Source organism: Rhizobium sullae, assembly GCF_025200715.1.
GTDB classification, from domain to species: Bacteria; Pseudomonadota; Alphaproteobacteria; order Rhizobiales; family Rhizobiaceae; genus Rhizobium; species Rhizobium sullae.
Map to the genome: position 1 here is coordinate 285,598 of NZ_CP104144.1, position 14,692 is coordinate 300,289.

The 14,692-nt window shown below is 60.5% G+C and carries 13 protein-coding genes and 1 pseudogene; 8 read left to right on the forward strand and 6 right to left on the reverse strand.

The window, feature by feature from the left end; translation table 11 throughout:
- Positions 1–7 precede the first annotated feature (7 nt).
- The 5 genes from N2599_RS21975 to N2599_RS21995 are packed head-to-tail and all read right to left on the reverse strand — an operon-like array spanning position 8 to position 5,491.
- On the reverse strand, positions 8–1,444 hold the full coding sequence (locus N2599_RS21975) for a M81 family metallopeptidase (RefSeq protein ID WP_027512917.1): 1,437 nt from the start codon (positions 1,442–1,444) through the stop codon (positions 8–10).
- 24 nt (positions 1,445–1,468) lie between these two features.
- Positions 1,469–3,385, reverse strand: a complete 1,917-nt coding sequence (locus N2599_RS21980) for a beta-N-acetylhexosaminidase (protein WP_027512916.1) — start codon at positions 3,383–3,385, stop codon at positions 1,469–1,471.
- Between the two features lie 27 nt (positions 3,386–3,412).
- Positions 3,413–4,189 (reverse strand): SDR family oxidoreductase, encoded by a 777-nt coding sequence (locus N2599_RS21985; protein WP_027512915.1) that lies wholly within the window; start codon positions 4,187–4,189, stop codon positions 3,413–3,415.
- 24 nt (positions 4,190–4,213) lie between these two features.
- Positions 4,214–5,077: a MurR/RpiR family transcriptional regulator gene (locus N2599_RS21990; protein WP_027512914.1), complete on the reverse strand. Its 864-nt coding sequence runs from the start codon at positions 5,075–5,077 to the stop codon at positions 4,214–4,216.
- Positions 5,078–5,101: 24 nt separating this feature from the next.
- The gene (locus N2599_RS21995) at positions 5,102–5,491 is read right to left on the reverse strand and encodes a RidA family protein (RefSeq protein WP_027512913.1); all 390 of its coding nucleotides are present in this window, start codon (positions 5,489–5,491) and stop codon (positions 5,102–5,104) included.
- Positions 5,492–5,601: 110 nt separating this feature from the next.
- Here N2599_RS21995 and N2599_RS22000 point away from each other — a divergent pair, with 110 nt between their 5' ends.
- From N2599_RS22000 to N2599_RS22010, 3 genes and pseudogenes are all read left to right on the forward strand, one after another.
- The gene (locus N2599_RS22000) at positions 5,602–6,087 is read left to right on the forward strand and encodes a hypothetical protein (RefSeq protein WP_027512912.1); all 486 of its coding nucleotides are present in this window, start codon (positions 5,602–5,604) and stop codon (positions 6,085–6,087) included.
- Between the two features lie 29 nt (positions 6,088–6,116).
- Entirely contained in the window at positions 6,117–7,583 is a 1,467-nt protein-coding gene (locus N2599_RS22005) for a M81 family metallopeptidase (protein ID WP_027512911.1), read from the forward strand.
- Positions 7,584–7,592: 9 nt separating this feature from the next.
- A pseudogene (locus tag N2599_RS22010) lies at positions 7,593–7,999 on the forward strand (D-TA family PLP-dependent enzyme); the annotation flags it as partial.
- A gap of 211 nt (positions 8,000–8,210) precedes the next feature.
- Here N2599_RS22010 and N2599_RS22015 read toward each other — a convergent pair.
- Positions 8,211–8,879, reverse strand: coding sequence for a GntR family transcriptional regulator (locus tag N2599_RS22015; protein ID WP_027512908.1), 669 nt, complete (start codon positions 8,877–8,879; stop codon positions 8,211–8,213).
- Between the two features lie 180 nt (positions 8,880–9,059).
- Here N2599_RS22015 and N2599_RS22020 point away from each other — a divergent pair, with 180 nt between their 5' ends.
- The 5 genes from N2599_RS22020 (at position 9,060) to N2599_RS22040 (ending at position 14,679) form a co-directional block, all read left to right on the forward strand.
- Positions 9,060–10,097, forward strand: coding sequence for a 4-hydroxythreonine-4-phosphate dehydrogenase PdxA (locus tag N2599_RS22020; RefSeq protein WP_027512907.1), 1,038 nt, complete (start codon positions 9,060–9,062; stop codon positions 10,095–10,097).
- A 71-nt stretch (positions 10,098–10,168) separates the two neighbouring features.
- Entirely contained in the window at positions 10,169–11,161 is a 993-nt protein-coding gene (locus N2599_RS22025) for a Bug family tripartite tricarboxylate transporter substrate binding protein (RefSeq protein WP_027512906.1), read from the forward strand.
- A gap of 58 nt (positions 11,162–11,219) precedes the next feature.
- Positions 11,220–11,714: a tripartite tricarboxylate transporter TctB family protein gene (locus N2599_RS22030; protein ID WP_027512905.1), complete on the forward strand. Its 495-nt coding sequence runs from the start codon at positions 11,220–11,222 to the stop codon at positions 11,712–11,714.
- 17 nt (positions 11,715–11,731) lie between these two features.
- Positions 11,732–13,246, forward strand: a complete 1,515-nt coding sequence (locus N2599_RS22035; RefSeq protein WP_027512904.1) for a tripartite tricarboxylate transporter permease — start codon at positions 11,732–11,734, stop codon at positions 13,244–13,246.
- A 38-nt stretch (positions 13,247–13,284) separates the two neighbouring features.
- Entirely contained in the window at positions 13,285–14,679 is a 1,395-nt protein-coding gene (locus N2599_RS22040) for an NAD(P)H-dependent oxidoreductase (protein ID WP_027512903.1), read from the forward strand.
- The last annotated feature ends 13 nt before the right edge of the window (positions 14,680–14,692 follow it).

The following is a 14,692-nucleotide window of genomic DNA, read 5'->3' on the forward strand; positions in this document are numbered from 1 at the left end:
AAAGACATCAGTCCTGCCAACGCACCGAAAGACGCGCCTGCGGTTGGTAGTCGAATTTGCGGTCGAGCGGGAAGACCGGTCGCGTTCGGCGATGGCTGGCAAGACGTTCGATGTCCTGATTCACGACGCCCTCGGTCAGCGCCATGAGGTTCGGATTGGCAATCGGCGCAAGCTCGGGCGAAAGATAGCCCGATTTCACGACGAGCAGTCGAACCGATCGGGGATCGAGCCCCAGCCGCGTGAAATCCGCGATGTTGTGATAAGGACGCCTGCTGGCGGCAAGAACCACCGTCACACCGCCGACCCTCACCACTGCCTGGCGTTCGGCCTCGGGGCCGGGATCGTCGAGCCGGATCACCTCGGCTTCGATGCGAACGGGAAAGCTCGCTGGATCGAGACTGCCGCCGATTGAGAGCGGCACGGTCGCTCCCTTGCCGGCGGCAAAGCAGGCCTCGACGGCCGGCCGGTCGGTGATGCCGGCAAAAAGCGTGTTTTCGAACTTGCGGGAAAGGACGGCGCTTAGGACATCGGCCCGGTCGCCCACGCCGCCGCCGGTCGGATTGTCAGCGGAATCGGCGAGAATGACCGGTACGGTCTTCATATCTGCTGCGATGTCGAGCATGTCGTCGAGTGGACCGGTGACCGGTCCGAAGCGGAAGTCCTCGCGGGCATTCCAATAGGAAAGGGCGATCTCCTCTGCGGCTTTTGCGGCAGCAGCTTTGTCCGAGCCCGTCACCACGGCGCAGGCCGTCGCCCTGGGCTCGTCGGCCCAGACATAGCCGATCATAAGATTGGCATCGAGAACGCCGTCCCGGCCGTCGAACTCAGCAAGCGCCTGATAGAGGTCCTTTGCCGGCTCATCTTCTGTTGAAGTCCGCTCGCCTGGCCACAGTACGGGCACCGGCGCCCAGGCCACGCCCGGCCGGTTCCCGCTCTTCAGCGCGACGACGAGCATTGACCAGGCGCGTGCCATCGTCTCGCGCACATCGATATGCGGCGCCGTGCGGTAGGCTGCGAAAATATCAAGCTGGTCGACGATCTTCTGGCTGACATTCCCATGCAGATCGTAGCTCGCAGCGACGACGCAGTCCGGACCGACGACGGCGCGTGCCGCCGAAATCCAGTCGCCTTCGGCATCATCCAGTCCCTCGACATTCATCGCCCCGTGCATGGCGAGATAGAGACCGTCAAGCGGCATGGACGCTTGCAGCCGATCGAGGAATTCCGTCTTGAACGCCTCGTACGCGGCGCGCGACACCGGCCCGCCGGGAATGGCACGCGCATGAAGCAGCGGGAGGGGGTCGATCCCTTCCGCCTTCAGGAAGCTGAAATAGTCGGATACGAGAAGGTCCGCCCCGCGTAGGACGCGAAAATCCTCGATCGCCATCAGCACCGGCGAGTATGTGCTGCATTCCGTGTGAATTCCGCCGACTGCAATCCGCATCGCTACCGTCCTGGAGTTTCGGGCCTAGAGTTTCGGGCTCAGCGGGACGATGGCCGCAAAGCGGTACCAGTCCTTCTTGGCCTTCGGGGTCCATGCCGCCTCGGCGATCGCCGGAAGGCGCGGAAACACCAGGCGGTTGAAGTAGCCGCGCGACAGGAAGTGTTCGGACCAGATGCAGGCCTGCACGCCTTTCATCTTGTCGGTGAGCTCCTCGGGAAATGCGCCTTCTGCTTCATAGGCATAGGTGTGTGCCGGCGGTACCGTTCCTGCCCAGCTCGCCCCCGGCTCCTGGAAGGCTTCTGCCTGCACCATGTCCAGATAATAGGCCTGGCCGGGCGTCATGACGACGTCGTAGCCCTCTCTGGCGAGATCGATACCCACCTGCGGATTTTCCCAGGCCATCAGCAGCGTGTCTTTCGCTGCAACCCCGCCGCCGTGGGCCACCTCATTCCAGCCGGCGAGCTTGCGCCCGCGCGCCGCCAACATGTCCTTGACGCGTTTCAGGAAATAGGACTGCAGGCCGAATGTGCCGGAAATGCCTTCCTCGGCCATCAGCTTCTTTGCCAGCGGAGAGGCAAGCCATGACCCGTTTGCCACTTCGTCGCCGCCCACATGGATGTAGGAGGAAGGGAAGAGCTCGACCATCTCGTCGAAGACCCTTTCCAGGAATTCATAGGTGAGCGGCACGGCCGGATTCAAGGCATTGTTCGGATAGCCCTGAACGGAATGATAGCTGTCCGGCGCCTCCTGGCCATCGGTCAGTTCGGGAAGAGCGGCCAGCGTTGCGGCATTGTGGCCGGGAATATCGATCTCCGGCACGACCTCGACGTTCAAGGTCTGAGCATGGGCAACGATGTCACGGATATCGTCCTGCGAGTAGAAGCCGCCGACCGGCTCGGCGCCGTTGCCGAGCTGCGGCAACAACGGCTCGTCCGGGCCGCGCAGGACCCCGGTTGTGGTCAGCTGCGGATAAGCCTTGATCTCCAGCCGCCAGGCCTCGTCGTCGGTCAGGTGCCAATGAAAGATATTGAGCTTGAACCAGGCAAGGATATCGATCAGCCGTTTGACGTCGGCGACGGGATAGAACTGGCGCGATACGTCGAGATGGCAGCCGCGCCAGCCATAGCGCGGCTTGTCGGAGATGCTGCCGGAGATCGGGAAGCGGAACTTGCCCTTGGTCGTGCGCGCGCCGTTGAGCAATTGCGCAAGCGAGGTCAGGCCGTACTGGCGCCCGGCTGCATCGGAATAGGAAAGCGTGACCTTGTCGGAGGCAAAGGTCAGCCGGTAACTCTCCGCACCGAGCAAAGCCTGGCGATCGAGAACCAGCGCCCGGCCCTGCGGAGATGGCGTCAGGCTGAAGACGGAATGGTCGCTCTCAAAGAGGCGGCGCGAAAGGGAAATTACCGTCGAGATCGAAAGCAGCTCGTCGGAGCTTGCCCCTTCCGGATAAAGCACGACCGGAAAGCTGTCGCCTGGCTTGGCATCGATTTCTGCCGGCCAGGGCTGAAGCGCGAAGGGAACGTCAACGCGGCCCTCCGGCAGCAGCACCGGCGGCGGCTCGCTCACGCGGCCTTCAAGAAGCAGATCGGACACGGCGACGGCGGCATGCGTGCCGTCGGCCAAGGTCAGATAAGCGGACTTTGCCCCGTCCGTGCAATGCTGCGCCTTGCGGTGAAGGCCGGAGACCGTGAAGGTCCAGCTTTGCCCGGGTGCGATGCTGAGCCCCGCAGGCGGCGAAAATTCGTGGAAGTTCGCGTTCCGGCGCAGGAACCGGGCGTTTTCGCAGGCTGCGGGGTCGCTCACGCGCGTCAAGGACGTATAGACGAGCCTGAAGCCGGAAAGCGGGCTTTCGCAGAGGTTGAAGAGCGTAAAGGTGAAACGGCCGTTCGGTCCGCCGTCCGGGGTCCAGCTGTTTTCCAAGCGATAGTAAACCGGCTTCATGTCCTGTTCCTCTCTTTGATTATGGCTTCAGTAATGGTCGGATTGCGAGAAGGTGCGGGCAAGCTCCGCCTGGCCCGCCGTCAGGCCGCAATCAACGGGCAGGCAAACCCCGCTGATGGCCGCCGCCTGCGGTCCGGCCAGAAAGGCGACGGCATTTGCCACATCCGTCGGGTCGACGACCCGCTGAAGCGGATACCATCGCCGTGCCTCCTCGAAAACGTTGGGATTGGCAGCCGCGCGCGCTTCCCAGGCCCGGGTTCTGACCGTGCCGGGGGCGACCGCATTGGAGCGGATGCCAAACTTGCCGTATTCGACGGCAACCAGCCGCGTGAAGTGGATAAGACCCGCTTTTGCCGCGCTATAGGCCGGATGCCCGAAGACGTTCATGCCGTTGACGGAGGCGATGTTGATGACCGAGCCTTTTGACGCCTTCAGCATGTCTTCGACGGCGCGAAAGCATAAGAATGCGGCTTCGAGGTTGAGCGCATTGTCCATGCGCCAGATGGCAGGCGTGGTATCGTGAAGGCTGACGGCACGTGCCGCGCCGGCATTGTTGACGAGCGTTCGCAATTGTCCGAGCTCCGCACAGCGCCTTGCAAGATCAGAAACGCTCGTCTCGCTCGTGACGTCGCATCCGGCTGCAACGAAGCGGCTCTGCGCACCAAGCGTGGCCGCAACGGCCGCGGCCGCCTCAAGATCGATGTCGGCGAGGAGGACAATGTCATGGTCATCGGCGAGTCTAGCGGCGATAGCAGCGCCGATGTCTCCAGCAGCTCCCGTCACGATAGCGACCGATTGCGTCATGCTTCATGCTCCTTTTGTACGCCCTCAGTCTCCGAGGAGCTGACGGTCGTCGCCGTCGCGATGGGTAACGAGTTGCTGTTTGATGCGTCGCAGCGTCACCGCCGCCTTCGGTTGGATGGCATAGGCGACAAGGCTCGCGATGATGTCGACGGTTGCGATGTAGGCGATGCGGGTGGAGGTGGGGCGGAAGATGTTGTTTCCTTCCGGCAGATCGATCGGTACGACGATCTCGGCCGCCATTGCCACCGGGCTGCCGGTCTGCGTTAGTGCAATCGTCGTGACCTTTGCTTCGCGTGCCAGCCCGAAGGCGCGAACGAGTTCGGCATTGCGCCCCGAAAAGGACGAGCCGATCAGCACGTCGCCCGCTCGTGCTGCCGCCGCCATCATCAGTTGCATGCTGTGGTCCGAACTGGCTGTGATCCGCAGCCCCAGACGGAAGAGACGGTTCTGGAATTCGTCTGCGATCATCGAGGAGTTGCCGCCCGATCCGAAGGCGTAGATCATATCCGCCTTGGCGATCTGCTCGGCGGCGTGCCCGATTGCGGCAATGTCGAGAGAGCGGTGCAGCAGGAACAGCGCGTTTTGCGCTTTGGTGATGATGTCCTGCGCAACGTCAGCGGGATCACTGCTTTTAGACTCAGGCTTCAGATAGCGGACGCCGATATGCGCCGTGCGGGCGAGCTGGACTTTGAAGTCGGAGAAGCTCTCGCAACCGAGACGGCGGCAGAAGCGCGTCACGGTCGGCGGCGAAACCTTGGCCTTTTCGGCAAGTTCGATGATGGAGGCGTTCACGGCAAATTCGAAATCGTTGACGATGATTTCGGCAATCCGGTTCTCCGATGGAGAAAGGCGGCCTTTGTCTTCCTGCAATGTGGAAAAGATATCCAACCGATCCTCCCGGTGATGGCGCCCTTACTGGTCTTTCTTCTTATAAGCGACGCAGTCGATTTCCACCTTGCAATCCACCATCATCGAAGACTGCACGCAGGCGCGCGCCGGAGGATGCTCGCCGAAATATTCCTGATAGATCTTGTTGAATGACCAGAAATCGCGGGGGTCGTCGAGCCAGACGCCGACGCGCACAATATCCTCGGCGCGGTAGCCCGCCTCTTTGAGGATCGTAAGCACATTGGCGATGGTTTTATGGGTCTGGGCGATAATGTTGCCGTCAATGATCTCGCCGTTTTCCATTGCAACCTGACCGGAAACATAAAGCCAGCCATCGGCTTCGACGGCGCGCGCAAACGGCAGAGGTTTGCCGCCGGCGCCGGTTTGAACAGTGCCATAGCGCTTGATGGACATTCCGGATCCTTGCAAATTATTTTCTTGATAAGTTGACAAATGACCACAGAAAGCGGAGTTTTGCCAGCGGAAAACACTCTTTATGAAAAGAATTTAAATCCGGGGCGGATATGCGCGATCCTTTCAAGAATCCCTTCCCATCGTCCGACGTAGCCAGGCATTCCATCTGGGAGATGCTCGTTCCACGCGATATCGACGCGTTTCTGGCTGCCGATTGGTCGATGGTCGAAAACGACTTCCTGGAAGACGGTTTCATTGGCATCGACAGCTGCAGGCAGGTGAGCCCGGACAAATGGCGCCTTGCCTTTCCAGCGCTTACCGCCTATCGCGACGAATGGCTGCGGCAGGCCAAGGAGTTTGCGAACGAGAACTTCGCCGAAGATGCGCGCACAGCGATTTTCACAACGACGACGCTCGAGCACATCGAAATCGAAGGCGACATGGCGCTCGTGCACAAGAAGTTCGATGGCGGCATCGGCAAGGCCGACGGCAGCCGCGATGTCATGCAGTGGCAGACGCTCTATTACTGCCGGTTTCACGAGGGGCGCTGGAAGATCTGCGGGTTCACCGGCTATCTGCCGAATCCGATGGGTTGAGGCCTGCCGACAACATAAAGGCCAATCTCTTGCGCATTTTTACCGCGGCTCTGGCAACCGAGACCAACACCTTCTCACCGATTTGCGTCGACCGGCGGGCTTTCGAGGCCTCGCTTTACGCGCCGCCGGGGCAGCATCCCGAAACGCCGACGCTTTGCACCGCGCCGATCACCGTTGGCAGGCGGGTCGCTGCGGCAAAGGGCTGGGAGCTGATTGAAGGAACGGCAACCTGGGCGGATCCGGCCGGGCTCGTCAACCGTTCTACCTATGAAGACTTGCGCGACGAGATACTCGCGCAGCTGCGCGCTGCAATGCCGGTTGATGCTGTAGTCCTCGGACTTCACGGAGCCATGGTGGCGGCGGGCTACGAAGATACCGAAGGCGACATCCTGTCGCGCATCCGCGAGATCGTGGGACCCGACATTCTCGTCTGCGCCGAACTCGACCCGCACAGCCATCTAACCGCCAAGCGCGTGGCGGCCCTCGACTTTGCCGTCTACTTCAAGGAGTTCCCGCATACGGATTTCGTTGATCGCGCCGAAGATCTGTGGCGCATCGCCGTCGATACGCTTGAAGGCAGGGTCAAGCCCGCCGTTTCCGTCTTCGATTGCCGCATGATCGACGTCTTCCCCACGTCGCGCGAACCTATGCGCTCCTTCGTCGACAAGATCATTGAGATCGAAAAGAGCGATCCGGACGTATTGTCGATCTCGGTGATCCACGGTTTCATGGTCGGCGACGTTCCCGAAATGGGAACAAAGATGCTCGTGGTGACGGATGACAAGCCGGAAAAGGGGGCAGCGCTTGCCCGTGAACTGGGGCTTGAGCTGTTTGCCAAGCGCGGAACCTTCATGGCGCCGCAGATCGACGAGAAGGAAGCGGTCGTGCGCGCTCTGGCCGCTACTACCTGGCCCGTCGTCATCGCCGATGTCTGGGACAATCCGGGCGGCGGTACCGCAGGCGATGCAACGGTCATCCTCGAAGAATTGATGGCCCATGGGGCGCGGGAGACGGCAATCGGCACGATCTGGGACCCGATGGCGGTGCAGATCTGTTTTGCGGCAGGCGAGGGAGCTGAGATTCCGCTCCGCTTCGGCGCAAAATCGGCGCCTGGTACCGGAAATCCGATCGATGGTACCGTGAGGGTCGTCAAGCTCGTGAAGAACGCCGAGATGCAGTTCGGTGAGAGCTTGGCACCCTTCGGCGATGCCACCCACGTGATTCTCAACGGCATCGACATCATCTTGAACTCGACGCGCGCCCAGAGCTTCGACACCAGCCTTTTCACGGTCATGGGCATTGATCCGGCCAGGAAGAAGATCCTCGTCATCAAGTCCACGAACCACTTTTTTGCGTCCTTTTCAAAGATCGCCGCCGAGATCTTATATTGTTCCGCAGGGACACCTTATCCGAACAATCCGGCCAAGACGGCCTATCGCCGGGCGCCAAAAAACATCTGGCCGATGGTGGCCGATCCTCACGGACGAGAGCGTTGAGCCGCGTAGATGCAGGAAAACCGGTTTGCCGTGATCGCCGAGCCAGGCGATAGGATCGCGGATCTTTCGACGCCGCGACCGATCATCGACGAAGACCGGCTGGCGGCAAACATCAGCCGGGTGCAGGCCTATATGGATGCGCACGGCCCGCGTTTTCGTCCGCACATCACGACGCACAAGATCCCGGCTCTTGCCGCAGCGCAGGTCACCGCCGGTGCAAAAGGCATCAATTGCCAGACGATCTCCGAAGCCGAGGTTTTGCGGCAGCGGATTTCGAACACATCCTCATCACCTTCAATATTCTCGGTCCGCAAAAGCTCGAACGGCTCTCGGCACTCAACGAGAATATCGCCGAGCTGAAGGTCGTTGCCGACAGCGCGGTGACGGTTGACGGCCTGTCTACGCATTTTGCCGGCCGCACGCTCGCGACGTGTTCGAATGTTTGGAGCGTTATCGAAGCTGTCGTACCTTTTGCGCGGCGCAATGAAAACTTTAGGTCAGCGATGATCGACCATCCGGCCGTTGAGGCTGCCGTTTGCGCCCCGGAGCGCTTTGCAGGTTATAATCGTGTGTTTGTGGCCGCCGGGTAGCGATCATCATAAGGCAGATCGAGGCGTGCAGGCAGCCTCAGACACCGTCCTTGACGCGCTCCCATGCGTTCTTCAGGTGCCGTCCGAGTGCCTCTGACAACGCAGGCTTATTGCGCTGTTCCAGCGCGACGATCATCTCTTCATGCTCGGCAACTGCGGCCGCCCATTTCTCCGGGCCTTCGTGACCGACGAAACGAATGCGCTTCAGCCTCGTCTGCAACGTCCCATGCATGTTCGAGAGCGTTGCGTTGTGCGCCATCTGAACGATTGCCGTATGGATCGCCTGGTTGAGCTTGTAGTAGTTAAGCCGGTCACCCGACCTGTATTTCTCCAGCATTTCGTCGTGAAGAGCGCGAACATGGGCGATTTCCTCGACCGAGCCGAGCTCGCAGGCGAGCCGTCCGGCCAGCTCCTCCATCGACTGCAACACCGTCAGCATGTCTTCGACATCCTTCGGACTGAAGCGCTTCACGACCGCTCCGCGGCTGGGGACGAGCTCGACGAGCCCTTCGCTCGCCAGATATTTAATCGCCTCGCGCAACGGCGTCCTCGAAACGCCAAGCTGCTCGCCGAGCTGGCCTTCGTGGATACGGCTTCCCGGCGCGAGATTGCCCTCGATGATCATGTCGCGCAGGTGGTTCACAAGAGTGTCGTGCAAGGCTGTTCGCTGCAGCGGCGCAACGCCGCTGACATCACCCGCGCCCATGTTGATTGAGTTCGTCCGGACCACGCTGATTCTCCATTGAGGGCGCTCGCTGAGGTCACGTAATGAGACTCCGAGGCGATCAAGTCAACGGAATATTCTGCATACAGAATACAGTGCTCTTGATATTGAATGCCAAACTGTTGTATCTGCTGTTTCGAGGAGAAACATGTGGAGAGGCCCATGACCAAAGACGGCACAGCCGAAACGCGTCCAGTGATCGCCCTTGCAATGGGCGATCCGGCAGGCATCAGTCCCGAACTTACCGCCCGCATCATCGCCCTTCCGGAAGTTCGCGAAGCCGCGCACCTTGTCGTAATAGGCGACCGTCGTATTCTTCAGGGCGGAGCCAAGGAGGCGGGCGTTGAACTGAACCTTGCCAGCGCGTTGCTCCACAATTTTGAGGAGGCGGGTAAAGATCGCCATGTCTTCATCGATCTCGGCCATCTCGATCCTGCCGACGTGGTACGGGGCGAGGCGACGCTTGCAGGCGGCACTTTTGCCACGGCAAACTTCCGCACTGCGCTGGAACTTGCCCACGCCTGCCGAGCCCACGCCGTCTGCTTTACCCCCTTCAACAAGAAGGCGATGCGTTACGCATATCCCGGCTACGACGACGAAATCCGCTTTGTTGCCGACGTCATCGGGTTCACCGGCAAAGCGCGCGAATTCAATGTTCTCGAACGGGTCTGGAACGCACGCGTGACTTCGCACATACCCCTAGCAGACGTTGCAGCCGCTCTATCGGTGGAAGGTATTCTCGCCGAACTGGAACTGACACAGGCGTGCCTGAAGAGCGCCGGTCGCGAAAATCCGAGGATCATCGTCGCAGGGCTTAATCCGCATGCCGGCGATGGCGGCAATTTCGGAACGGAGGAGATCGATATCATCGAACCGGCCGTAGCAGCCGCCCAAAAGGCCGGCTTCGACGTCGCAGGCCCGTTCCCTGCCGATACCGTCTTTCTGCGGGCACTCAAGGAAGAGTTTCATGCCGTTCTGACCATGTATCACGATCAGGGCCAGATCGCGATGAAGCTGATCGGTTTCGACAAGGGCGTGACCATGATCGGTGGCCTGCCGTTCCCGCTCTGCACGCCGGCTCACGGCACGGCCTACGACATCGCTGGAAAGGGTATCGCCGATGTAGGCGCTACCCGCGAGGCGTTGCTTCTGGCGGCACGCATGGCCAGAAGGGCTGCAGCGCTGTCTGCGGCGGCTTGACTTCAGAAATCTGCAGCATCGACCGGCATGGAGGAGGGTTCGTGCCGGATGAGTTCAAAGGAGGAGTAAAGATGAAGAAGCCTTTTTCTGTTGCATGCACGATCCTGGCGGCGTTAACCGCGGCTAGCCAGGCATTCGCATTCGAACCGAACCGCCCGGTCGAGTTCGTCGTCGCCTCGGGCGCCGGCGGTGGTACCGACAACTTCGCCCGCACCATCCAGTCCATCATTACGAAGTACAAGCTGATGGATCAGTCGATGGTCGTCCTCAACAAGGGTGGCGGCAGCGGCGCGGAGGCGTTTCTCTACGCAAGGCAGAACAAGGGTGACGCGAACAAGCTCTATTTCGGAACGAACAACGCCTATTTGCTGCCCCATGTGGCCAAGATGGCCTATTCGACCAAGGATCTTACGCCCGTTGCCGCTCTCGCGTTTGACGAATTCCTGATCTGGGTAAAGTCCGACTCTTCCTATGCGAAGCCGACGGACCTCGTTGATGCCGCCAAGGCAAAGCCTGGAACGGTCGCCTTTGCCGGCAGCCAGTCCAAGGACACGGACGAGACACTCGTTGCCCTGATCGAACAGCAGACCGGTGCGAGCTTCAAGTACGTGCCGTTCAACGGTGGCGGTGAAGTCGGCGTGCAGCTGGCGGGTGGTCACGTGACTGCAAACGTCAACAACCCGAACGAGAACATCGGCCAGTGGCAAGCTGGAGCCGTCAAACCTCTCTGTGTCTTCTCGTCCAAGAAAATGGCAAAAAGCGAGCCGATCCATGACGGCAAGGGCTGGCAAGACATTCCGACCTGCGTCGAGGCCGGTATTCCGATTGAGTCCTACAAGATGCCGCGCACCGTCTGGACTGCGGCTGATATTCCGGACGATGCCCTTGCCTACTACACCGAGGTTCTTCGCAAGGTGAGCGAAACCCCGGAATGGAAAGAGTATGTGGGCAAGACTTCGCAGACCGGGGATTTCCTGACCGGTAAGGCGCTCGGCGAGTTCATCGCAACCAGCGAGACGAATGCCGTCAAGGTCTTCAAGGCCGAAGGCTGGCTCGTGCAGTGAGATGACCGGTCCGGCGAACGCCGCCGGACCGGCCCTTTCTCATAAGGGAGGATAGCAAATGCACATAAGACGCATCCACATGGAGCTGATCGTCGCGACAGTGACCGCAGGCATCGGACTTCTTGCTGCGAGCGGATCGCTCGATCTTGGAGTGGGTTGGGAAAGCTCCGGCCCGCAACCTGGCTACTTTCCCTTTTATGTCGGACTGATCGTGCTCTTGGCGAGTGCCGCTTCCGCCGCGCAGACGCTTTTCGCACTCCGACAGGACGGAGAAAAGCGCCGGGAGATCTTCCTGGAGCGCGAACAGGTCAGGCGTCTGGCTTCTTTTTTCGTGCCGATGGCGGTTTTCGTGGTCGTTGCCATCCAGCTCGGTCTTTATGCCGGCAGCGCACTCTATCTCTTCTACGTTTCGTGGAGACAGGGAAGATATCATTTCCTTGCAGCCGTTTCCCTCGGTCTCGGATTTGCCTTGGCTCTTTATCTGATTTTCGAGATCGTCTTCCAGATCCCGCTGCACAAGGGTCCGCTCGAAAACATGTTCGGCGTTTACTGAAGGCCAGGGAGGCTTCGATGGGAGATTTTGGGCTGCTGCTGGACGGGTTCCAGATCGCTTTGACGCCCTACCACATCATGCTCATGGTGGTGGGCGTGATGCTTGGCTTGATCGTCGGCGTGCTGCCGGGCCTTGGCGCGCCGAATGGTGTGTCCTTGCTCATTCCGCTGACGTTTTCGATGGATCCGGTTTCGGCCATCATCCTGCTCGCGTCGATGTATTGGGGTGCCCTGTTCGGGGGATCGACCACCTCCATTCTGTTCAACATTCCAGGCGAGCCGAGTTCGGTCGCTACTACGTTTGACGGCTATCCGATGGCCCGCGCAGGCCAGCCCACGCGCGCGCTGACACTTGCCTTCATGTCGGCGGGCATCGGTGCTCTTGCCGGGGTCATCGTCATTACGCTTTTGTCTTCGTGGGCAGCAGGCTTCGCCTTGCGCTTCGGCGCGCCGGAATATTTCGCCGTCTATTTCCTTGCCTTCTGCGCTTTTGTCGGGATGGGCAGCGCTGCCCCGTTGAAAACGGTGGTTTCGTTGGGACTTGGGCTTCTCTTCTCGACAGTTGGCATGGATACCGTCACCGGATCGCTCCGTTTGACATTCGGGCTTGACGTGCTCCTGGGCGGCATCAGCTTTCTTGTGGTCGTCATCGGACTTTTCGGGATCGGAGAGATCCTCGCGACGGTCCAGGACGGGCACAAATTTCGCGGTCTCTCGTCAAGGATCGATCTCCGCGACGTACTGCGCACCATCGCTGAACTGCCCAGATACTACACGACAGTCATCCGTTCTTGCGCGATCGGTATCTGGATGGGCATCACTCCGGGCGGACCGACTGCGGCGTCATTCATGAGCTACGGTATCGCACGGCAATGCTCCAAGCCAGGTCCGGCCTTTGGCAGTGGGCGCGCGGAAGGCATCGTTGCGCCGGAAACAGCCGATCATTCGGCCGGAACCTGCGCGATGCTTCCCATGCTGGCGCTCGGCTTGCCGAGTTCGGCGACTGCCGCGGTGATGATGGGAGGGCTGATGATCTGGGGCCTCACCCCCGGACCGATGCTCTTCACAACGAAGCCCGATTTCGTCTGGGGCCTGATTGCCAGCATGTATGTGTCGAACATCGTCGGCGTGATTCTGGTCCTTGCCACGGTTCCGATGTTTGCAGCACTCCTGCGCGTTCCATTTTCGATCATCGGGCCAATCATCGTCGCGATCTGCTTCGTCGGCGCCTATACGGTCTCCAGCGAAACGTTCGACCTCTGGCTGGTGATCATCTTCGGCGTCGTAGGGTTCGTCTTCAACAAGCTTGAATTCCCGATTGCGCCGCTGGTGCTTGCGATGGTGCTTGGCCACAAGGCCGAAAATGCCTTCCATCAATCGATGATCATCGCGGATGGCTCTCTTGGCGTCTTCTTCTCCAATCCGCTCGTCGGGACCATCACCACGCTGGCGCTCGCGCTCGTTGTCGTTCCCAAGGCCATCAAGCTGCTCTCCCGGTTGCGGCGGCGCGATGCGGCAAGCTCGGCCCGCTAAGGCCGTCTGCCGCTTTTTCTTATGAGGTCGGAGTCATCATGAACTACCACAGCTACTTCCCCAAAAGCTCCGCCCCCGTGGAATGCTGCATCGTCGGCACCGGCGCGTTCGGGCGCAGCTTCCTCGACCAGAGCCGCAGAACGCCGCTTATCAGCGCGCGTGTCGCGGTCGATCTTTCGGCGGAAACTGCAGTGGCGGCACTCCGTTCGATCGGAGTGCCCGCCGGTGAAATCGTCCTTTGCCGGACGGAAGAAGAGGCGGCGGCGGCCTGGGCCGAACACCGGTTTGTCGCAACGGACAACCTCGAGATTGTGCTCGCTCTTCCGTTCACCGTGGTCGTCGAGGCGACCGGCCATCCCGAAGCCGGCGCGCGGCATGCGCGCCTCGCCATCGATGCCGGAAAGCATGTGGCGCTCGTGTCAAAGGAGGTCGACAGCGTGGTAGGCCCTGGTCTTGCTGCGCGGGCTCGCCGCAACAATGTGCTGGTAACCCCGGTCGATGGCGATCAGCCAAGCCTTCTCATGGGGCTGATCAGCTGGGCCCAGGTTCTCGGTCTGGATATCATCGCTGCTGGCAAATCCAGCGAATACGACTTCGTCTTTGATCCGGCGAAAAACATACTGACCTCCAACGGCACGTCGATCTACGCTCCGGAGTTTGCCGCTTGGCTCGAGCTGGGTGCCCTGGCTGCCCCCGATGTCGCAGCAGGCAGGGCGCAGGCAGCAGCAGCGCTGCCCCAGAGGACGGTGCCTGATCTTTGCGAACTGACCCTTGTTGCCAATGCGACCGGCTTCACTGTGGATCGGCTGGATCTGCACGCCCCCATAGCGCGGATCGGCGAAGTGCCAGACTTTTTCGCTCCGGTGGAGGAGGGTGGCCTGCTTGCTCACAAAGCAATTCTTGACGTATTTCATTGCCTCCGGCTCCCTAGCGAAGTCAGCTTCGCTGGTGGCGTCTTCGTCACAGTCGAATGCAACGATGCGGCGACATGGGCCATGCTTGCCGAAAAGGGCCACGTGGTCAGCCGGTCGGGCCGGACTGCAATGCTTTATCTGCCGCGCCACCTTCTGGGTGTCGAGGCGGCGAGCAGCGTCCTGGAAGTCGGACTCAAAGGTGTGTCAAGCGGTGCCGAGGAGCCAAAGCCGCTCATCGACCTCATCGCCCATGCAGATGCCGACCTGCCGGCGGGAACGCTGCTTGCGGCAAGCGGCCACCATCATTCGATCACCAACGTTTCCGGTAGGATGGTGCCGGCGCAGGCGATATCGGGCGAAAGTCCGGTGCCTTTTTATCTCGCTGCCAACCGCAGGCTGGTTCGCCCGGTATCGGCGGGAAGTCCAATCTTATGTGCTGACGTCGAAATCGACGGCAGTTCCGAGCTGTTGAGTTTGCGACAGGAGCAAGACCGGATATTTTCGACGACGTCGCGGTAGGTTGATTTCACTT

Coding starts and splice junctions, on each gene's coding strand:
- N2599_RS22030 (WP_027512905.1), top strand. CDS start 11,220: ATGCACATAAGACGCATCCACATGGAGCTGATCGTCGCGACAGTGACC.
- N2599_RS21975 (WP_027512917.1), bottom strand. CDS start 1,444: ATGCGGATTGCAGTCGGCGGAATTCACACGGAATGCAGCACATACTCG.
- N2599_RS22040 (WP_027512903.1), top strand. CDS start 13,285: ATGAACTACCACAGCTACTTCCCCAAAAGCTCCGCCCCCGTGGAATGC.
- N2599_RS21980 (WP_027512916.1), bottom strand. CDS start 3,385: ATGAAGCCGGTTTACTATCGCTTGGAAAACAGCTGGACCCCGGACGGC.
- N2599_RS22035 (WP_027512904.1), top strand. CDS start 11,732: ATGGGAGATTTTGGGCTGCTGCTGGACGGGTTCCAGATCGCTTTGACG.
- N2599_RS21985 (WP_027512915.1), bottom strand. CDS start 4,189: ATGACGCAATCGGTCGCTATCGTGACGGGAGCTGCTGGAGACATCGGC.
- N2599_RS21995 (WP_027512913.1), bottom strand. CDS start 5,491: ATGTCCATCAAGCGCTATGGCACTGTTCAAACCGGCGCCGGCGGCAAA.
- N2599_RS22015 (WP_027512908.1), bottom strand. CDS start 8,879: ATGGGCGCGGGTGATGTCAGCGGCGTTGCGCCGCTGCAGCGAACAGCC.
- N2599_RS22020 (WP_027512907.1), top strand. CDS start 9,060: ATGACCAAAGACGGCACAGCCGAAACGCGTCCAGTGATCGCCCTTGCA.
- N2599_RS22000 (WP_027512912.1), top strand. CDS start 5,602: ATGCGCGATCCTTTCAAGAATCCCTTCCCATCGTCCGACGTAGCCAGG.
- N2599_RS22025 (WP_027512906.1), top strand. CDS start 10,169: ATGAAGAAGCCTTTTTCTGTTGCATGCACGATCCTGGCGGCGTTAACC.